This is a genomic window from Streptomyces sp. NPDC005761 (assembly GCF_040630635.1).
GTDB lineage: Bacteria > Actinomycetota > Actinomycetes > Streptomycetales > Streptomycetaceae > Streptomyces.
In genome coordinates this window covers 141,753-160,717 of sequence record NZ_JBEXXX010000009.1, presented here as the reverse complement: position 1 = coordinate 160,717, position 18,965 = coordinate 141,753, and the positions used below count along the sequence as shown (strand labels likewise).

Annotated in this window: 19 protein-coding genes; 7 read left to right on the top strand and 12 right to left on the bottom strand. The window is 71.3% G+C overall.

The features are described 5' to 3' along the window. Window positions 1-147: 147 nt before the first annotated feature. Window positions 148-771 carry a histidine phosphatase family protein gene (locus tag ABZ434_RS11825; RefSeq protein ID WP_359134430.1) on the top strand — a complete coding sequence of 208 codons (624 nt, stop codon included), beginning with the start codon at window positions 148-150 and terminating at the stop codon, window positions 769-771. Between the two features lie 162 nt (window positions 772-933). On the opposite strand, the gene ABZ434_RS11820 is transcribed toward ABZ434_RS11825, so the two are convergent. Beyond that, window positions 934-1,320: a helix-turn-helix domain-containing protein gene (locus ABZ434_RS11820; protein ID WP_359134428.1), complete on the bottom strand. Its 387-nt coding sequence runs from the start codon at window positions 1,318-1,320 to the stop codon at window positions 934-936. A gap of 107 nt (window positions 1,321-1,427) precedes the next feature. On the opposite strand from ABZ434_RS11820, the gene ABZ434_RS11815 reads away from it, so the two are divergent. Further along, window positions 1,428-2,363 carry an NADP-dependent oxidoreductase gene (locus tag ABZ434_RS11815; RefSeq protein WP_359134426.1) on the top strand — a complete coding sequence of 312 codons (936 nt, stop codon included), beginning with the start codon at window positions 1,428-1,430 and terminating at the stop codon, window positions 2,361-2,363. A 66-nt stretch (window positions 2,364-2,429) separates the two neighbouring features. Here ABZ434_RS11815 and ABZ434_RS11810 read toward each other — a convergent pair whose 3' ends face one another. Then, window positions 2,430-2,906: a cytidine deaminase gene (locus ABZ434_RS11810; protein WP_359134425.1), complete on the bottom strand. Its 477-nt coding sequence runs from the start codon at window positions 2,904-2,906 to the stop codon at window positions 2,430-2,432. A gap of 282 nt (window positions 2,907-3,188) precedes the next feature. Between ABZ434_RS11810 and ABZ434_RS11805 the strand changes: the two genes are divergently transcribed. Further along, entirely contained in the window at window positions 3,189-4,859 is a 1,671-nt protein-coding gene (locus tag ABZ434_RS11805) for a cellulase family glycosylhydrolase (RefSeq protein ID WP_359134423.1), read from the top strand. A 139-nt stretch (window positions 4,860-4,998) separates the two neighbouring features. Here ABZ434_RS11805 and ABZ434_RS11800 read toward each other — a convergent pair whose 3' ends face one another. Both ABZ434_RS11800 and ABZ434_RS11795 read right to left on the bottom strand, forming a co-directional pair. Next, entirely contained in the window at window positions 4,999-5,619 is a 621-nt protein-coding gene (locus tag ABZ434_RS11800) for a dihydrofolate reductase family protein (protein ID WP_359134422.1), read from the bottom strand. A 204-nt stretch (window positions 5,620-5,823) separates the two neighbouring features. Continuing rightward, the gene (locus ABZ434_RS11795) at window positions 5,824-6,273 is read right to left on the bottom strand and encodes a hypothetical protein (RefSeq protein WP_359134421.1); all 450 of its coding nucleotides are present in this window, start codon (window positions 6,271-6,273) and stop codon (window positions 5,824-5,826) included. Window positions 6,274-6,676: 403 nt separating this feature from the next. On the opposite strand from ABZ434_RS11795, the gene ABZ434_RS11790 reads away from it, so the two are divergent. Together ABZ434_RS11790 and ABZ434_RS11785 are read left to right on the top strand one after the other, a co-directional pair. After that, the gene (locus tag ABZ434_RS11790; RefSeq protein ID WP_359134419.1) at window positions 6,677-8,515 is read left to right on the top strand and encodes a serine/threonine-protein kinase; all 1,839 of its coding nucleotides are present in this window, start codon (window positions 6,677-6,679) and stop codon (window positions 8,513-8,515) included. Window positions 8,516-8,658: 143 nt separating this feature from the next. Continuing rightward, a complete protein-coding gene (locus ABZ434_RS11785) occupies window positions 8,659-9,129 on the top strand; it encodes a GNAT family N-acetyltransferase (protein WP_359134417.1) in 471 nt (156 codons plus the stop codon). 137 nt (window positions 9,130-9,266) lie between these two features. Here ABZ434_RS11785 and ABZ434_RS11780 read toward each other — a convergent pair whose 3' ends face one another. From ABZ434_RS11780 to ABZ434_RS11770, 3 genes are read right to left on the bottom strand one after another with little or no spacing between them, the layout of a single operon-like run. Next, window positions 9,267-9,809: a hypothetical protein gene (locus tag ABZ434_RS11780; RefSeq protein ID WP_359134415.1), complete on the bottom strand. Its 543-nt coding sequence runs from the start codon at window positions 9,807-9,809 to the stop codon at window positions 9,267-9,269. 52 nt (window positions 9,810-9,861) lie between these two features. After that, complete coding sequence (locus ABZ434_RS11775; RefSeq protein WP_359134413.1) at window positions 9,862-10,440, bottom strand: TetR family transcriptional regulator; 579 nt, start codon at window positions 10,438-10,440, stop codon at window positions 9,862-9,864. Then, on the bottom strand, window positions 10,437-11,948 hold the full coding sequence (locus ABZ434_RS11770; protein ID WP_359134411.1) for an MFS transporter: 1,512 nt from the start codon (window positions 11,946-11,948) through the stop codon (window positions 10,437-10,439). The genes ABZ434_RS11775 and ABZ434_RS11770 overlap by 4 nt, the downstream gene beginning before the upstream one ends. Window positions 11,949-12,143: 195 nt before the next feature. On the opposite strand from ABZ434_RS11770, the gene ABZ434_RS11765 reads away from it, so the two are divergent. Continuing rightward, window positions 12,144-12,446, top strand: coding sequence for a hypothetical protein (locus tag ABZ434_RS11765; RefSeq protein ID WP_359134409.1), 303 nt, complete (start codon window positions 12,144-12,146; stop codon window positions 12,444-12,446). 142 nt (window positions 12,447-12,588) lie between these two features. Here ABZ434_RS11765 and ABZ434_RS11760 read toward each other — a convergent pair whose 3' ends face one another. Next, a complete protein-coding gene (locus ABZ434_RS11760; RefSeq protein WP_359134407.1) occupies window positions 12,589-14,019 on the bottom strand; it encodes a DUF445 domain-containing protein in 1,431 nt (476 codons plus the stop codon). A gap of 98 nt (window positions 14,020-14,117) precedes the next feature. On the opposite strand from ABZ434_RS11760, the gene ABZ434_RS11755 reads away from it, so the two are divergent. Continuing rightward, window positions 14,118-15,362: an SGNH/GDSL hydrolase family protein gene (locus ABZ434_RS11755; protein WP_359134405.1), complete on the top strand. Its 1,245-nt coding sequence runs from the start codon at window positions 14,118-14,120 to the stop codon at window positions 15,360-15,362. 86 nt (window positions 15,363-15,448) lie between these two features. On the opposite strand, the gene ABZ434_RS11750 is transcribed toward ABZ434_RS11755, so the two are convergent. The 4 genes from ABZ434_RS11750 to ABZ434_RS11735 are packed head-to-tail and all read right to left on the bottom strand — an operon-like array spanning window position 15,449 to window position 18,851. Continuing rightward, entirely contained in the window at window positions 15,449-16,126 is a 678-nt protein-coding gene (locus tag ABZ434_RS11750; protein WP_359134403.1) for a DUF1707 domain-containing protein, read from the bottom strand. Between the two features lie 40 nt (window positions 16,127-16,166). Further along, complete coding sequence (locus ABZ434_RS11745; RefSeq protein WP_359134401.1) at window positions 16,167-17,147, bottom strand: ATP-binding cassette domain-containing protein; 981 nt, start codon at window positions 17,145-17,147, stop codon at window positions 16,167-16,169. A 29-nt stretch (window positions 17,148-17,176) separates the two neighbouring features. Next, the gene (locus ABZ434_RS11740; protein ID WP_359134399.1) at window positions 17,177-18,058 is read right to left on the bottom strand and encodes an ABC transporter permease; all 882 of its coding nucleotides are present in this window, start codon (window positions 18,056-18,058) and stop codon (window positions 17,177-17,179) included. After that, the gene (locus ABZ434_RS11735; protein WP_359134566.1) at window positions 18,051-18,851 is read right to left on the bottom strand and encodes an ABC-2 family transporter protein; all 801 of its coding nucleotides are present in this window, start codon (window positions 18,849-18,851) and stop codon (window positions 18,051-18,053) included. The genes ABZ434_RS11740 and ABZ434_RS11735 overlap by 8 nt, the downstream gene beginning before the upstream one ends. Window positions 18,852-18,965: the final 114 nt, after the last annotated feature.

Below are 18,965 nucleotides of genomic sequence, written 5' to 3'. Positions count from 1 at the left end.
ACCGCGCCGTCACGGATGACGAGGGTGATGCGCTCGTACGGGGGCGCCCTGCGCGGTGCCGTCATACGCGACGGGAACCGCGCAGGCGCGTGGTGGCGTCCGTCCAGGCACTCGTAAGATCACCGACGCTGCCGGAGGCCTCGCCCCATGCCCGGAACAGCCACCCGCTACCTCTACCTCACGCGACACGGCGAGGCTTCGCCGGACGAGAGCGAGCTGACGGAGAACGGTCGCCGGCAAGCGGTGCTGCTGGGTGAGCGGCTCCGCGACAGCCCTCTCACCGCCATCCACCACGGCCCCCTCCCCCGGGCGGCTCAGACCGCCCGGCTGATCCGCGAGCAGCTCGACGGCGTTCCGCTGCAACTCTCGGACCAGGCCGGGGACTACATCCCGTACGTGCCCCAACGGCACGAACTGCCGCCGGAGTCGGCCGACGCCATGCTCGCCCGCCTGGCCGAGTTCCCCGCCGCGGAGCGCGAACAGGGCCCCGAGCTGGCCCGGGAGGCGCTCCTCCGGTTCACGGGCCCCGTGGCCGGCGACCAGCCGCGGCACGAGCTGGTCGTCACCCACAACTTCCTCACCGGCTGGCTCGTCCGGGCCGCCCTCGACGCTCCGAGGTGGCGCTGGATGGGCCTCTACCACGCCAACGCCGCGCTGACCGTCATCCGGTACGCCCCCGGCCGGCCCGCCGCCGTACTCCTCTACAACGACACGGGACATCTGCCGGCCGAGCTGCGCTCGGCCTGCTTTCCGTCCGACCTCCGCGTCTGAGGGGCGCCGAGGGCACATCGGCGAAGCCGCCTCCGCGCCCCCGTCCGGGCGGACGTCCGCGCCACCGCCCAGCCGAGCCTGGATGCGGCGTAGGCCTCGGTGGCATCCCGCACGGCAGGCGGACGAGGCCGGGGCTGTCGTCTCGTACGCCGCACGCCGCGGTCAGGGCGTCGCGTCGTAACCGGCCCGGGCCGCCAGGACCTCGTCCATGTTCTGCTCCGCCCATGCCTTGATCGTCCGCATCACCGGGACCAGGCTCTCGCCCAGCGGGGTCAGGGCGTAGTCCACGCGGACCGGCACCGACGGGGTGACGGTCCGGGTGACGAGGCCGTCGCGCTCGAGGGCGCGCAGGCTCTGGGTGAGCATCTTCTGGCTGACGCTCACCAGCGTGCGCGACAGGTCGGTGTAGCGCTGCGGCCCCTCGCCCAGCGCGTTGATGATCAGGCTGACCCACTTGTTGCTGATCCGGTCCAGCAGGTTCCGGGCGGGGCACTGGGCGAGATAGGCGTCGTACGCGGCAGCGGCCTCGGAGCGGGTGGTCGTCGTCATGGCTCACCTTCCGGTGCGATAGGCACCTTGAAGTGCCTTCTTCCTTATGGAGAGTAGCTCTCCATAAGGTCGTGCCCATCGATGGACCGGAACGGAAGGAGTCGCGCATGCGCGCGGTCGTGGTGCGAGCGGTGGGTGGGCCCGAGGTCCTGGAGGTGATGGACGTACCGGTGCCGGTCCCTGGTGTGGGGCAGGTGCGTGTACGGGTCGAGGCCGCGGCCGTGAACCCGGTGGATCTCGCGACCCGTTCCGGAGACCTGATCGCGGCGGGCCTGATGGCACCTCGTGACGTCATCGGCATCGGATGGGACGTCGCCGGGCGGATCGATGAAGTGGGCCCGGGCGTCACGGCGTTCGCCGAGGAGGACCGGGTCATCGGCCTCCGGGACAGACTGGACGTCCCGCTGGGCACCTGTGCCGAGTACGTGGTGCTGGACGCCACGGCGGTCGCACCGGCCCCCTCCGGGCTGACCGCCGTCGAGGCGTCGACCCTGCCGCTGAACGGGCTCACCGCGCTCCAGTCCCTGGACCTGCTCGCCCCGGAGCCGGGAGCCACCCTGCTGGTGACGGGCGCGGCAGGGGCGGTGGGCGGCTACGCGGTGGAGCTGGCGGCGCTGCGCGGGGTGCGGGTGGTGGCGGCTGCCGCGGTGGAGGACGAGACGTTCCTGCGGAAGGCGGGAGCCCGGTGGTTCGTCCCACGGACCGCCGATCTCGCCGAGGCCGTCCGTGAGTTGATCCCCGGCGGGGTGGACTGCGCCCTGGACGCTGCCGTGGTCGGGCTGCCGGCACTGGGAGCCGTCCGCAGTCACGGCGCCTTCGCGGCTGTCATCGGAGGTGCTGCGCCTCTCCCGCTGCGGGGGATCGACGTGCACCAGCAGTGGGTCGCCGCCGACGGTGCCGCTCTCGCCCGCCTCTCCTCCCTCGCCGGCAGCGGGCAGCTCACTCCGCGCGTCGCCGACACGATGGCCCTCCACGAGGCGGGCCGGGCCCATCGCCGGCTGGCCGAGGGCGGGCTGCGGGGGCGGCTCGTCCTCGTCCCCTGACCACGGCGGGCGGGGCCACGGCCGGGCCGTGGACCGTCCGCCGCAGCCCGGAAGGGACGCCGTCGGTCAGGCTGCCGGGTGGCCTGCCCCGGCGTCCTCGCCGGCCTTCGCGGAGAGGGGGTGCGCGCCCCCGTCGATGGTCCACCCGGCGGCGAGCGGCATGAGGTCCTGGATCCGGACGCTCCTCAGACCATCGGGCGTGGGAAGGATGACCCGGATGCCCGGGTGGTAGTCGAAGAGCACCTGGCGGTCCCGGCCGCACGGGTCGAAGACACCTCGTTCGAGGTTCCCCACCGCGACGATCGTCGTGAGCTCCCTGGCACCGGACGCACGGGCGTGCCCCAGCGCGACGAGTTCGGCGCACGGGCCGCCGGTGAAGTGGTACAGGTTGATGCCGCCGTAGATCGTTCCGTCGGCTCCCCGGACGGCTGCGCCCATGGTGTGGGCGCCGTCCTCGCCATCGGTGTTCTCGTCGACAATGCGCTTGGCGAAGCCGATGAGTTCACGGTCCTCGGCTGTCAGCTCACGGCAGGGAATGTCCATACCGCGCATCGTAGGACCCACCGGCATGAGGCGTGCCCGTCGCCCGTTGCCACCGGGAACACGGCCGACCGACGCACGGCCACCGCACCCCGGCGACGTGGCGCCCGGCCCGAGGCCGGGGTGTCGCGTCATCCCGTCCACGTACCCGAATCCGTCCGATGTCTTGACGTGCCCCTGACTGGATGGCTTCATGGGAGCGCGCAAGACGTGGGAGCGCTCCCATGAAGTTGTGGAACGTCTGTCGATGCTCAGCTCTTGATCCCGCCCACCCCTGGAGCCGCAGTGAGAACAGCAAGAAGCACGACGAAGAACCCAGCGCGCAAGCGTCCCGTCACCGCCCTCCTGACCGCCCTGGTCACCCTCCTCGGGCTCCTCGCCCTCGGCGGCCTCGCCCCGGCACAGGCCGCCACCGCCGCCGCCGCGACCGGACTGCACATCGACGACGGTCGCCTGGTCGAGGCCAACGGCAACGACTTCGTCATGCGCGGGGTCAACCACGCCCACACCTGGTACCCCGGTGAGACCCAGTCGCTGGCCGACATCAAGGCGACCGGCGCCAACACCGTCCGCGTCGTGCTCTCCGACGGCTTCCGCTGGAGCAGGAACAGCCCCGCCGACGTGACCGCCGTCATCGCCCAGTGCAAGGCCAACCGGCTCATCTGCGTGCTCGAGGTGCACGACACCACGGGTTACGGGGAGGACTCCGCGGCCGGCACGCTCGATCACGCCGCCGACTACTGGATCAGCCTGAAGGACGTCCTCGCCGGCCAGGAGGACTACGTCGTCATCAACATCGGCAACGAGCCCTGGGGCAACACGAACCCGGCCGGCTGGACCGCCCCCACGACCGCCGCGATCCAGAAGCTGCGGGCCGCCGGGTTCGCGCACACGATCATGGTGGACGCGCCCAACTGGGGCCAGGACTGGCAGGGCGTCATGCGGGACAACGCCCAGGCCGTGTACGACGCCGACCCCACCGGCAACCTGATCTTCTCGATCCACATGTACAGCGTCTACAACACCGCCCAGAAGGTCACCGACTATCTGAACGCCTTCGTCGACGCCGGACTGCCGCTGCTCATCGGCGAGTTCGGGGGGCCTGCCGACCAGTACGGCGACCCGGACGAGGACACCATGATGGCCGAGGCCGAGAGGCTGGAGCTCGGCTACATCGCCTGGTCCTGGAGCGGCAACACCGACCCGATCCTCGACCTGACGATCGGCTTCGACCCCACGCAGCTCAGCTCCTGGGGTGAGCGCATCTTCCACGGTGCCAACGGCATCGCCCAGACCTCCCGCGAGGCCACCGTCTACGGCGGCGCCTCCGAGGACACCGTGGCCCCGACCGCTCCGGGCACCCCGACCGCCTCCGCGGTGACGGCCACCTCCGCCACCCTGACCTGGACCGCGTCGTCCGACAACGTTGCCGTAGCCGGCTACGACGTCGTCCGCGTCAACGGCACCTCGGAGACGGCCGTCGCCTCCTCCGCCACCAACAGCGTCTCCGTCACCGGTCTCACCGCGGACACCGCGTACACGTTCGCCGTGTACGCCCGGGACGCGGCAGGAAACCGCTCGGCACGCTCGGCCACGGTGGGCGTCACCACGGACAAGGGCGGCAGCACGCCGGGCGTCGGCTGCTCCGTCGGTTACCGCATCGTCAACCAGTGGTCGGGTGGCTTCCAGGGCGAGATCACCATTCGCAACACCGGTACCAGCACGATCGACGGCTGGACGCTGGGCTTCGCCTTCGCCAACGGCCAGACCATCACCAACATGTGGGGCGGCACCCCCGCCCAGACCGGTGGTTCGGTGCGCGTCGCCCCCGCGTCGTACACCGCCACGATCGCCGCGAACGGCTCGGTCACCGTGGGCTTCACCGGCGCCCAGAGCGGGACGAACGCGGCCCCGGCCGCCTTCACCCTCAGCGGCGCCACCTGCGCCGCGGCGTGACGGCGTAGCACCGTGGGGCATGCCGGCCGGGGTCCTTCGCCCCGGCCGGTATGCGGTGCGCCCGAGCGGAGCGGCGTACCGCACAACTGGTCTCCGCGTTCCCGGGCGCGATGCGCGGGCGGGTGACCCCCGGTCGGTCTTACTCGCCGGCCGTGGCGGTGGCGGTGGTCGTGGCACGTTCGTACCTGAGGAACGCCACGCCGCTGTCGAGGATCCTGTGGTCCGCGAGCGTCCAGGCGTCCGGGCGGAACGTGGCCTTGTGGGAGAAGAGCGGGATGCCCGCCCCGATCGTCATCGGACTCAGCTTGACGATCAGCGTGTCGATCTCCGCGTACAGGGAGCCGGCCAGCTCACCGCCACCGACGAGCCAGATGTCCTTGCCCTGCTCCTGCTTCAACTCCCGTACGCGCGCGGCCGGGTCGGTGGCGACGATCTCCACCGCGGGGTCCGGGCTCTCGCCCAGCGTGCGGGAGAAGACGAGGTGCCGCAGGTGCGGGTAGGCGTCCGTGACACCGGCCTTGATGCCGATCTCGTAGGAGCGGCGTCCCTCGACGACCGTGTCGAAGTGCGTGCCCTCCGCCGTGATCGAGAATGCGGCACGAGCCGGTCCCGGGAGGGTCTCCGGGTACTCCGCGATCATGTGCGCGATGTAGTCCTCCGGGATCGGCCAGAACCCGTCCGGTCCGGTGGGGTCGGCGCCGTCCGGCCCGGCGATGAAGCCGTCGAGGGTGGAGGCGATGTAGTACACGAGCTTGCGCACGAAGGGCCTTTCGTCCGTGGATCCGGACGCCGCCGGCCCGGCATCCGTCGGCAGTCATGATCAAACAGACGTGCCCCGCCGCGCAACGGGAACGACGCCTTCCGCGCGAAGGCGCGTCCCCGGCCTTCGCAGAGGACCGTTCGCACCGGAACACCGCGGCCCCCGAAGTGCGTTGAGGGCCACGGTGTTCTGTGGGCCGAGCGGTCAGGCGCCGACGAACCTGGAGTCGATCATGACCTCGTCGCCGCCCTTGGTCCGGTAGGTGTAGACCAGGAACCTGTCGCCCTCCGTCAGATTGCCGCTCTTCCAGGGGCTGCAGTACTTGGCGCTGTGTCCCGCCGTGGTCACCGTTCGGATGACCACGTACTGCGAGTTCATCAACTTCGCCGTGACGCCGAAACCATCGGCGTTGTCGTCGCAGACCCTCAGCGAGTCGCCGGGCGTCGAACCGGACGGGTCGGCGTTCCACTCGGCGTAGCCGTAGCCGGCCGCCGGGATGGTCGTGGCCGCGGAGGCCGCCGTCGACATCCCGAGCACGAGAACACCGCTCGCCACGACTGTGCCGATCGCCTTGGTCTTCGAGCCGATACGCATCAGGTTGTACCCCTCCCCATCGGGGCTGCTGATCCTGCCGCCCCTCGAAGAGGTGATCATGCCGTAGCCGAAACGTCAGGTCCATTGAGTAATTCGGTTGCCAGCAAAGCCCGTTGAGCAATCGAAGACGAGCCGCGACGCCGTTCCACCTCCGGTTCCAGGTCATCGGCCATTGCACCTGACGTACCGAAAGGCGTGCCGGCCGAGCAGGGGGCGCAGGACCGTTCCGATCTGCACGCGCGGGACGCGGCAGCACGTCGTCCCCCACAGGGCAGGGCAGGATGACCGGTGGCGGCCATCGAACCTGCGGGGACGGCAGGAGCAACCAGGGACGGCGGGCCGGCCTTCTCACGGACCGGCCCGCCGGAACGTACGAACCGTCCGGAACGCGCGTACTGTGCCCGCCGGGATTTGGATAGGGTGCCGGTTCTACAGCAGTGCTCTCCGGGGGAGTTATGAGTTCATGAGCGGTCAGCAGCCACAGCGCGGCAGCGCCTCCCAGATCTTCCAGCCACTGACGGCCGACGACCCGTCCACCATCGCCGGATACCGCCTCGCGGCCAAGCTCGGTGCGGGCGGCATGGGCAAGGTGTACCTGTCGTACACGCCCGGCGGGCGGCCCGTCGCCATCAAGGTGATCCGTCCCGAGTTCGGCGAGGACCCCGAATTCCGGCGGCGGTTCGCGCAGGAGGTGCAGTCCGCCCAGCGTGTGCAGGGACTGTTCACCGCGCCCGTCATCGACGCCGACACCAACGGGGCGCAGCCCTGGCTCGCCACGGCCTACGTGCCGGGTCCCTCGCTCGCCGACGCGGTCCTCGCCCACGGGGCGCTGCCGGTCGAGGCCGTGCTGCTGCTGATCGCCGGGATGGCGGAGGCGCTGCACGTCATCCACGGGGCGGGCATCGTGCACCGCGACCTCAAGCCGTCGAACGTGCTGCTCGCCGCCGACGGTCCGCGCGTCATCGACTTCGGCATCGCGTACGCGGCCGACGCGACGTCGCTCACCGGCAGCGGCGTCACCATCGGTACCCCGTCGTTCATGGCCCCGGAGCAGGCCGCGGGGCGCCGGGTCACCCCGGCCACCGACATCTTCGCGCTCGGGCAGGTCGCCGCGTACGCGGCCACGGGCTCCCCGGCGTTCGGCGAGGGGACCTCGCACGGGGTTCTCTACCGGATCGTCCACGAGGAGCCGGACCTCACCGGTGTACCGGACCGGCTGATGGACCTCGTCGGCCGCTGCCTCGCCAAGGAGGCGGAGGCCCGGCCCTCGGTCGCCGAGGTCATCGCGCTGTGCCAGACCGCGAACGCGGAGACGGTGCTGCGGCGCCCCGAGGACTGGCTGCCGAGCCCGGTGGCGGCCGACATCACCGTGCGGGCGGCGGCCCCCGCCCCGGTCCAGACCCCGCCGCCCCCTTCTGCCGCACCCACCGCCGCCCCGTCGGTCGGCTACTCGCCCACGACCCCGGCGGCCCCGAGCACTCCGCCCCCGGGATTCGGCCCGCCGGTCACCCCGCCGCCCGGCCGGGCACCGCAGGCTCCGCAGAACCCGTATCCGGTTCAGGAGCCGGCCGGGCACGCCTCGCAGGCGCACACCCCGGCGCCGTTCCCCGCCGCCTACCCCATGCAGGCCCAGACGCACCCCGGGCATCTCCCGCCCCAGGGGCCCGCTGCGCCGCAGCCCGCGAAGCGCCGCGGTGGCCGGGTCGCCGCGATCGCGATCGCCGTGGCGCTCGTCGTCGGCGTCGCCGGCGGCGGGACGGCGTACTTCCTGCTCAAGGATGACGGGAAGTCGTCGCAGAGCAGCGATTCGCCCAAGGGCAGCAGCACTCCTAAGAAGAACAGCTCGACCCCCACCCCCGCTGCGGAGGAGGAGGGTTCGGGTACCACGACCGAACCGCTGCCTTCTGCGACGACGAACCCCGATCCCGTCGACTTCACGGGCATCAACCTCACCTTGGGCTACCACCTGACGCTGGGCGACGAGGAAGTCCGCCCGCAGGACGGCGAGGACGCCGGGTACGAACTCACCTACGACTCCGGCGGCTACCTCGAAGCGGAGGCCGACGGCGGAAAGCTCGTCCTGCTCGACCCGGGCCAGGAGGGGTCGTTGGACATCTGCCGCACCGAGACACGGTTCACCGACAAGATCGGTGTGGACAAGCTCTCCAAGGGCCGGCAGGTCTGCATCACCACGGGCACGGGGCACCTGGCGCTCCTGAAGTACCAGGGCCACTCCTCCGACGACTCGCCCAGTGACTACATGACGATCGATGTGACCGTCTGGCGCAACGCGACCAGGTGACACGCGCGCCCTGCGGGGCGGCGGCCGTCGTGAACACCGCGACCGTCGTCCCGTCCCTCCCCGCCGTGGACACCACACGGTCCGCGGGAACGCCTCGGGACCTCGTGCCGGGCACGGTCCGGGCCCGCAGGTAGGTTGCGGGGATGTCCTCATCACTCCGGCTCGTGCCGGTCACCTCCGACAACGTCGAAGCAGCCTGCGCCCTCAAGGTCCGGCCCGGCCAGGACACGCTCGTGAAGCCCGTCGCCTGGTCACTCGCCCAGGCCTACGCCACCCCCGACATCGCGTGGCCCCGTCTCATCGCCGACGGCGAGACGCTCGTGGGCTTCGTCATGGCCTTCCTCGATGTGCGGTTCGCCCCCGAGGAACCCGATGACCCCTTCCGTTCCGGACTGTGGCGGCTGAACATCGCCGCCGCGGAACAGGGCCGCGGATACGGGACGTTCGCCGTGGAGGCCGTCAACGACGAGCTGCGGCGGCGGGGGAAGACCCGTACGACCGTCACGTACGTGCCGGGCTCGCACGGACCCGAGGAGTTCTACCGCAAGCTCGGCTTCCGCCCGACCGGCGAGCTGAGCGGCGACCAGAGCGTCGCGGAGCTGGAACTGACGTAGGCCCCGGGGCCGGCCGTGCCGAAGGCTCGGGGTGTGTGCCGAACCGCATCACGGACACCGGGGCGCGCGAGCGGATCGCGGAGGTGCTCACGCTGCTGGCTTCCTCCGACCGGTGAGCGGCCAGGGGTGGCGGCCGGTCAGCGGTAGTCCTCCGGGTGGCCCTGCATCCAGGTGTTGATGCGGTCACGCGTGCCGACCAGGTCCTTGAAGTGCTTCTCGAGGTTGGCCGTCGACGTGTCGCCCCCCAGTTTCGTGCGCAGGGTGCTCAGCCGGCCCAGGGGCTCCTGGAAGTGGGCCGGGCCCGCACTGTCCGCCTTCATGGCCTTGTCCAGGGAGGTGAGTTCCTCGTACACCCGGCCGAGGAAGTAGCCGCAGTCCCCCGCGCCGGGGGTGCAGGTCTCGTCGAGCGTGGCCTGCACGCCGGCGAAGGCATCGCGTACGGCCTCCGGTCCGTTCAGCTTGGCACCCGCGTCGGCCGTCGCGGCCGCCCCGGACGCCTTCGCGTCGGCCTCGGCCTTCGTGATGGCGTCGGCTGCCGCCGACGCGTCCACCGACGGCGCCACGTAGGGGACGTCGCCCCCGGGGCCCTGTGAGGTGTCCGCTGCGGTGCAGCCTGCCAGGGCGACCAGGGCGGCTGCCACGGTCAGTGCGGCGGTGGACATGCGGACGCGAACAGACATGTGAGGCCCCCTGGTCGGTTGGCCCAGACCATACCGCGCCGTCCCCCTTTGATCAGCCGGTGATCAGTCTCTGGAGCGCGGGGGCGTAGAGGTCGGCGATGCGTTCCGGGGTGGCGTGCGCGCCTGCGCCCTCGCGGTGGAGGCTGAGCGTAGCGCCGAGGCCGAGGAGGTGACCGGCGAGGAGTTCGGCGCGCAGGGCACGGTCCTCGCCGGGCAGCCGGGCGGTCAGCGCGTCGGTGACCTGTTCGTGGAAGCGTTCGCGGAGCAGGGAGCGTTCGTCCTGGTTGCCGAGGGAGAAGACGACGCGCAGGAGGGGGTCCGACTTGAACGCGCGGCGATACGTCACCAGCGCGACGACCATGTGGCGGCCCAGGACGTCCAGCGGGGCGTCGAAGAGTTCCGCGGCGGCCGGGCCGAAGTCGGCCACGGTGTTGAAGAGGTCCTCCTTGCGGCCGAAGTGCTTGACCACGAGGGAGGGGCTCACCCCGGCATCCGCCGCGATCTTCCGGATCGTCACCTCGGCGTACGGGCTCTGGGTGAACGCCCGTCGCGCGGCGAGCAGGATCGCGTCCCGGCCGCTGCCCGTCTCCGCGGGGACGGGGGCCGCCGCGATGGCCCGGCCGCCGGTCATGCGCCCTCCTGGAGTTCTTCCGTCCGCACACCCTCCTTGCGGGTGTCCGGCGCCTTGCGGCTCTCCTCGACCGTACCCGCCCCGGCCCGCCGGCCGCCCGGCAGGAACAGCGTCACGACCAGGGCCGCGAGTGCCGCGCCTGCCGCGATCACGAAGACGAGCTGGTACGCGTGGAGTGTCGGGGCGGTCCTGCCGCCCACCCGGAAGGTGAGGTTGGCCAGCACCGCGGCGACCGTCGCACTGCAGAAGGCCTGCCCGATCGACCGCATCAGGGTGTTCAGACCGTTGGCCGCGCCGGTCTCGCCGGCCGGGACCCCGCGCATCACGAGGGCGGGCAGGGCCGAGTACGCGATGGCGGTACCGGAGGCGACGACCGTGGCGCCCGCGATGATCAGCCACAGGCTGTGGCTGGTGAAGTACCGCACCCCGTATCCGACGGCGATGATCCCGGCGGCCAGGGCGAGGCTGACCTTCGGTCCGCGCGCGGCGGATATCCGGGCCGAGACGGGCGACAGGGCCACCATCGCGACCCCGCCCGGCAGCAGGCACAGTCCGCTGACGACGAGCGAGGCGCCGAGGCCGTAGCCGGTGGCCTTGGGCTCCTGCACCATCTGCGCGGTGACCAGCGAGTTCGCGTAGAACGCGAAGCCGATCAGCAGCGCTGCGATGTTGGTGAGCAGGACGGCCGGGCGCGCCGAGACCCTCAGGTCGACCATGGGCCTCGCCGTGCGGAGCTCGTACGCGCCCCAGAGCAGTGCCACGACCACGGCGGTCGCGAGGAGGCCGACCGTCCGCGTCGAGGTCCAGCCCCAGTCGGCGCCCTGGGTGACCGCGAGCAGCAGGCAGACGAGGGCGGCGGACAGGCCCAGCGCGCCGACCGCGTCGAAGCGGCCGCGGGAGCGGAGCGGGGATTCCGGCACGCAGAGCAGCACCAGCACGATGTCGAGGAGGCCGATCACGCCGGAGACCCAGAACATCGTGTGCCAGTCGAAGTTCTCCACCACGAGCGCGGCGACCGGCAGGCCGATGGCCGCGCCGATCCCGAGCGTCGAGCTCATCAGCGCCACGGCGGACAGGACCCGCTCGGGCGGCAGTTCGTCGCGCAGGATGCTGATGCCCAGCGGTACGACGGCGATCGCGGCGCCTTGCAGGGCGCGGCCGGTGATCAGCACCCCGATGTGGGAGCTGACCGCGCACAGCACCGAGCCCACGACCAGTACGGCGAGCGAGGCCACCAGCACCCGGCGCTTGCCGTACATGTCGCCGGCCCGGCCGAGGACCGGGGTGAAGACCGCGCCGGTGAGGAGCGTGACGGTGACCAGCCAGCTCGCGGCGGCCGGGGTGGCGCCCGTCAGCTCGGGGATGTGCGGGAGCAGCGGCACGACGATCGTCTGCATGACCGCGACGACGACCCCGCAGAAGGCCAGCACACCGACGGCGAAGCGGGGGTGCCGGGGCCGGACGCCGGAGGGCACGGGGGCGGCTGGGACGGGTATGTCCGCGGACATGTGACTCCGTACGGTGCTCGGCTGCGCGAGGGCGGGGACAACGGGGGTGCACGCGCGTTCACCCCCAGGGTAAACGCTTGTGCACCCCCTCGGCGACGGGAAGCCCGAAGTCCGCGTTAGCCTCGGAGCCGAGAGCCGGTACGGGCGGACACGACGTGCCCGGCGACGGACTACGAGAAGGCTGAGGTGGCTGCGATGGCGAAGGTTCCGGCAGCGGCGGTGGCGGCGGGCGGACTGGTCGGCGGCTACGCCGTCGCGCGGTGGACCAGGAAGCGGCCGCTGGGCGGGGTCGCCCTCGCCGCCGCGGGAGGCGTCGCCGCGTACGAGTGGAACCGGCAGGCGGGGCCGCGCGCCGCCGCCGCCCTGACCTCCGCCTACGTGGCCGCCTTCGCGGGATCGCACCCGCTGGCCAAGAAGGTCGGCGCCTGGCCCGCGGTGTTCACCGTGGCGGGCACCATGGCCGCCGCCTCATGGGCCGTCACCCGCCGCGCCTCCTGACTTCGGCCGGCGGGAGAAACTTCCGTACGGGGTGAACGCGGCCGGCGCGGCGCGCGTATTCATGGGCACTCCCCCGCGAAACCCGGGTGCGTATCCGAACCATCGACAGGGCGGATACGCACCCGGTCCCCGGGAGCGGCCCTCAGGCTCCGAACGCCCGCGACACCGAATAGATCACCAGACCCGCCAGCGCACCCACCACCGTGCCGTTGATCCGGATGAACTGCAGGTCACGGCCGATGTGTGCCTCGATCTTCTTCGACGTCTGGTCCGCGTCCCAGCCGGCCACCGTGTCACTGATCAGTGACGTGATCTCCGTCCGGTACGTCGTCACGACATAGACCGCGGCGTCCTCCAGCCAGCCCTCCAGCTTCGCCTGGAGCCGCCCGTCCGTCGCCAGCCTGGCACCCAGGGACATCAGCGAGGAACGGGCCCGCAGCCGCAGCTCGCTCCGCTCGTCCTCCGCGGCCGCGAGCACCATCTGGCGGACGGACGACCACGCGGAAGCGATGACGTCCTGGACCTCACCACGCCCCAGGACCTCCGACTTCAGCCGCTCCACCCGGGCCCGGGTGTCCGAATCCGTCTGGAGGTCCGCCGCGAAGTCCGTCAGGAACGTGTCGATCGAAGCGCGCGCCGGATGCCCCGGCATGTCGCGCATCTCGGTGATGAACCGCAGCAGTTCCTTGTAGACCCGCTCGCCCACCCGCTTGTCGACGAAGCGCGGGGTCCAGCCGGGCGCCCCGCCCTGTACCGCGTCCATCACCGAGTCGTTGTGCTCCACCAGCCAGTCGTGCGCCCGCACACAGACCAGGTCCACCACCTTGCGGTGGCCGCCGTCCGCCACGACCTTCTCCAGCATCTTGCCGAGCCCCGGGGCGACCTCCGCCGCATTCGCCCGCCGGGTGATCGCCTCACCGACCACCGCCTGCACATCCGAGTCGCGGAGCACGGTCAGCGCACCCCTCAGCGCGGTCGCCAGCTCGGCCGTGACCCGGTCCGCATGCTCCGGCTCCGCGAGCCACGCCCCCAGCCTGCCGCCGATGGCCAGGGAGTGGATGCGGTCGCGCACGACCCCGCCCGACAGAAAGTTCTCCCCGACGAAGGAACCGAGGGAGGCCCCCAGCTGGTCCTTCTTGGTGGGAATGATGGCGGTGTGCGGAATCGGCAGACCGAGCGGACGCTTGAAGAGAGCAGTGACGGCGAACCAGTCGGCCAGCGCACCCACCATGCCCGCCTCGGCAGCCGCTGCGACGAAGCCCGGCCAGCCGCCCACCCCCTCGTTCTTCGCCCAGGTGGCGAGGACGTACACCAGCGCGACCAGCAGAAGGAGGCCGGTGGCCGTGGTCTTCATACGGCGTACGCCACGACGCTTCTCCTCGTCGGCGGCCGTGTACGCGAACGAGGCGAGGGACGCCGACGGGCGCACGCCCGCCCCGCGCCCCGGCCCCACCCCGGGACCGCCCGCGCCGGTGCCTGCCGCACCGGCCGCAGCGTCCTCGGCCGTGCCTTCGATCCGTTCCATCCGCTCCACCCGTCCGCGTAACCGTCGCCCCCGGCGCCCCGTACGCATTGTCCCTACCTGACCTACTCCCGGGCCGCACGTCGAGTTCCCCGCGCCCTGCCGCATCATGGGTCCGGCCCCCGAAAACATGAGGAGACACACCGTCCATGCCCAGGCGCCAGGGATACGCCCTGCTCATAGCCCTAGTGGCGGGCACCGCCGCGCTCGCCGCCGTCGTGGCGTTCACGGGGTCCCTGCTGTTCTCCGGGACGCGCGCCAAGGCGGTCGCCGCCCCGGGCCCGCAGGGCGTGGCCCGCACCCCCGCCGCAGCGGCGCACTCCACCGGCCACTGGCTCGCCACCTGGGCCGCGGCCCCCGTCCGCGGGGAGACTGGCCCCGAGCAGGGCACGGACCCTGGGCTGCGCACCATCCGTAACATCGTGCACACCAGCATCGGCGGCGACGCGGCCCGCATCACCCTCTCCAACCTCTTCGGTACGCATCCGCTGCGCATCGACCACGTCACCGTGAACACCCGCCCGGTGACATTCCGCAACGCGCCCGCCGTGACCGTCGCCGCCGGAGGACAGATCGTCAGCGACCCCGTCGCCGTCCCCGTCGCCGCCGACGCCGATCTCGTCGTCACCCTGCGCACCCCCACCGCCCGGGGCCCCGTCACCGTCCACCCCAACAGCCACCAGACGTCCTTCACCGAGGACACGAACGGCACCTGGAGCACCACCAACTGGCGCTACCTCACCGCCGTCGACGTGCGGGGAGAGAACGCCGGCGGGACGCTCGTGGCGTTCGGCGACTCACTCACCGCGGGCAGCGGCTCCACCACGGACGCGAACAGCCGCTGGCCCGACGTCCTCGCCGACCGGCTGAACGGCCGGTACGCGGTCGTGAACCAGGGCATCGCCGGCAACCGCATCCTGCTCGACGGCATCGGGCCACGCGCCCTCGACCGCTTCGAACGCGACGTCCTGGCCGTCACCGGCGCGAAGACGGTCGTCATCGACCTCGGCATCAACGACATCCAGGCCTTCCCCCGGCAGACGGACCCCACACACATCACGGACGCCCTGCGCTCCCTGACCGAGCGCGCACACACCCGCGGGCTGCGGGTCATCGGCGCGACCCTCATGCCGTACGAGGGCTACCGCAACTGGACCCCCGCCCAGAACGCCGTACGCGCCCGCGTCAACGAGACGATCCGCGCCGGCGGCGTCTTCGACGAGGTCCTCGACTTCGACCGCGCGGTGCGCGACCCGTCGCTGCCGGACCGGCTGCTGCCCGCCTACGACTCCGGGGACCACCTCCACCTGAACGACGCCGGCTACCAGCGCGTGGGCACCCTGGCCGACGTGCGGAACCTGCTGCGCACCCGGCCGGCGTCCGACGCGCTGTGAAGGAGAGCGGGCGCCGGCTCGGGGCCCCGAGGGCCTCCGGAGAACCGACCCGTCGCCTCGGGTGATTCTCCGCAAGCCCTCAGTCCTCAGCCCTCGCCCTTCTCCAGCCGCGGCCGCTCCGCATCCCGCAGGCGCTGCTTCTCCGCCTTGCTCCGCTTGTGCTCCACACCGACGCCGCCCATCAGCGCGAGGCCGGTGATCCGCACCCGGGGAGCATCCGGCGCCGGGACCCCGTCGTCCTTGGTGTGCTCCCCGAAACCGCCCATGATGCCGATGCCGCGGACGTCCACGTTCAGCTCCGGCGGGACCGTCACCTGCATGCCGCCCATGATCGCGAAACAACGGATGACCACCTCGCCGTCCTCGAAGTTCGCCTCGCGCAGATCGATCTCACCGCCGCCCCACATCGCGAACGCGGTGAACACCCGGCTGATCGTCCAGTTCCCCCGACGGGAGAACCCGCCCCAGAACGCGAAGGCACCCTTCGACGTGGCGGGCCTGCCGATCCGGTCCGCCCAACGGGCCATCGAACCCGTCCGGCGCTGCCCCGCAGCCACCGGCGCCACCGCCGCACCACCGGGGGCGGGCAGATCACGGATGAGCGGTTCGAGCTCGCCGTGCGTGCGGGCCTTGTAGGTGGCGTCGAGCCGCTGCTCGAACTCCTCCATCTGCAGACGGCCCTCGGCCACCGCCTCACGCAGAACCTCGGCGACCCGCTCACGTTCGGCATCGGAAGCACGCATATCCGGAAGTTCGCTTGTCATACCGCGCAGCCTATTGAACGCGTACGCTCCCGTCACCGAGCTACAGGCCGGAAGCCGACGCGTACATCTTCGCGATCACTGCCTCGATGTCCGGTTCCCGCACCGAGAGGTCCATCAACGGGTACTCCGCAGCGATCCGGGCCACCAGCGGCGCCGCCGACGCGGACGCCGGGAACGCCAGCCACTGCCGCACCCCCTCGACCTTCACCGTACGCACCGAAGGCTCCGACTCCAGCCGGATCGGCGGGAGTTCACGCTCCAGATCCACCACGAGCGTCCGCTCGCTCTCCCCCACCTCGTGCAGCCCGGCGAGCGCACCGTCATACATCAGCCGCCCGTGGTCGATCACCATCACCCGCTTGCACAACTGCTCGATATCGGTGAGGTCGTGGGTGGTCAGCAGCACCGTGGTCCCCCGCTCCGCGTTCAAGTCCCGCAGGAAACCACGGACCTTGGCCTTCGACACCACATCGAGCCCGATCGTCGGCTCATCCAGGTACAGCACCTCCGGATCGTGCAGCAACGCCGCCGCGATGTCACCGCGCATCCGCTGCCCCAGAGACAACTGACGCACCGGAACATCCAACAGCTCGGCCAGGTCCAGGAGTTCGATGCAGCGGTCCATGTTGAGCCGGAAACGGTCATCGGGAATCCGGTACATCCGGTGCATCAGCCGGTACGAGTCGCGCAACGGCAGGTCCCACCACAACGTGGTGCGCTGCCCGAAGACCACACCGATCCGGTGCGCCAGCCTCGTACGCTCCCGGGACGGGTCGATGCCCGCCACCCGCAGCGAACCGGCGCTCGGAGTGAGAATCCCGGTCAGCATCTTGATCGTCGTCGACTTCCCCGCCCCGTTCGGACCGATGTAGCCGACCATCTCACCCCGCGCCACACGGAAACTGATCCCGTCGACCGCCCGCACCTCGCGCCGCTCACTGCGCAGGAAACCCGTCCTGCGGCGGACGTCGAAGACCTTCTCCACTCCGTCGAGCTCGATGAAGTCCGTGTCCATGCCCATCTCCGCCACCTCTTCCCGCTCGCCCCGCGTCAACTTCCCGTACTCCGGTACGCCCGCAGGCCCGCCCGCCACGCCAGGCCCGCCGCCGCCCCGCACACACCCGCCACCAGGGGCGGCAGGAACGCCACCCAGTCCGGCAGACCCAGCGGATAGTCCCGGCCCAGCACATACAGCGCCGGAAGCCAGTTCACAAAGGCCAGCGGCACGACGAACGTCACCCCGCGCACCAGATCCGTCGCGAAGACCGTCGGCGGATACTGGAGCAGCGTGGCCCCTCCGTACGTGAAGGAGTTCTGCACCTGCGAGGCGTCCTGCGCCACGAACTGGAACGCCGCCCCGGCCACGAACACCGCGGCGAAGATCGCCGCACCACTCAGCACCATCAGCGGCACGAGCACCGCCCTCGCCACCGTCCAGTCGATGTCCAGCGTCACCAGCGCATAGCCGAGCACCAGCGCACCCTGCGTCACCCGCCCCAGCCTGCGCAGCGCGAACCGGTCCGCCGCCACCTGCGCGATCACCGGGACCGGCCGCACCAGCAGTGTGTCCAGCGTGCCGTCCCGCACCCGGCGGCCCAGCCGGTCCATCGACCCCATCAGCAGATCGGCCAGACCGAACGACGTGCCCGCCGCCCCGTACAGCAGGGCGATCTCCGGCAGGGTGTACCCGCCCAGGACGTCGATGTGAGAGAACATCAGCAGAATCGCGACGAAGTCGAACGCCGTCGCCGCGAAGTTCCCGAACGTCGTCATCACGAACGACGCCCGGTAGGCCATCGTCGAACGCAGCCACATCGCCACGATCAGCCCGTACGCCCGGACCCCCTCGACCACCCTCGACCGCGGGACGAACACCACCCCGGACGCCGCCTCCCCCACGGCCGTCTCCACCACGTCCACCGCCTCAGCCACCCTGGACCACCACCCTCCGCGTCGCCACCGACTGCAACAGCCGCCCGGCCAGCAGCAACGCCAGCGCCCAGCCCGCCTGGAAGGCGTACACCCGTACCAGACCCCAGCCCGTGTGCTTCCCGAGGAACACATCGGCCGGCACCTGGAGCAGCGCCGACCACGGCAGCGCCCGCGCCACCTCACCCAGCAGCCCAGGAAACAGATTCAGCGGCAACAGCATCCCCGAGAAGAACATCCCCGCCAGGAACGCCATCTGCGCCGCCCCCGCCCCGTCCATCAGCCAGAACGCCGACAGCGCCACCAGATAGCGGATCGCGAAACTCACCACGACCCCCAACGTCACCGCGACGAGGAAGGCCACCCAGACCCCCGGTGAGGCGGGCATCGCCAGATCGAAGGCGAGCGAGCCGAGGATCATCGGCACGATGCCCCGCCCCAGCAGATGAAACGCCGCCCGGCCCAGATCTCCGGCCAGCCACCACAGTTGAAGATCGACCGGCCGGTACAGATCGACCGCGATATCACCCGTACGGATCCGCTCGATCAGCTCGTCCTCGAAACCGCCGCCCATCATCACGCACGTCATCAGCAACGCCTGGCCCAGCCACACATACGTGAGCGCCTGCGACATGTCGTAGCCGCCGAGCTGCGGACGCTCGTCCCACAACGCCGCGTACGTGTACGCCAGGATGAAACCGAAGACGGTGTTCGTGAAGACTCCCGCTGCCGTCTCGATCCGGTACGTGGCATAGCGCCGGAACCCGCCCGCCGCCACCACCGCGTAGAGCCGCACCACAACCACCCCCCACCATCGGGGTGCCCCGCCGTGCGCGGACACCAAAGCGCAGGAGCCTAGTCCAGCCGAGGGACCCGCCGCGACCGCTTTTCGAAGGTCGATCCGGTAGTT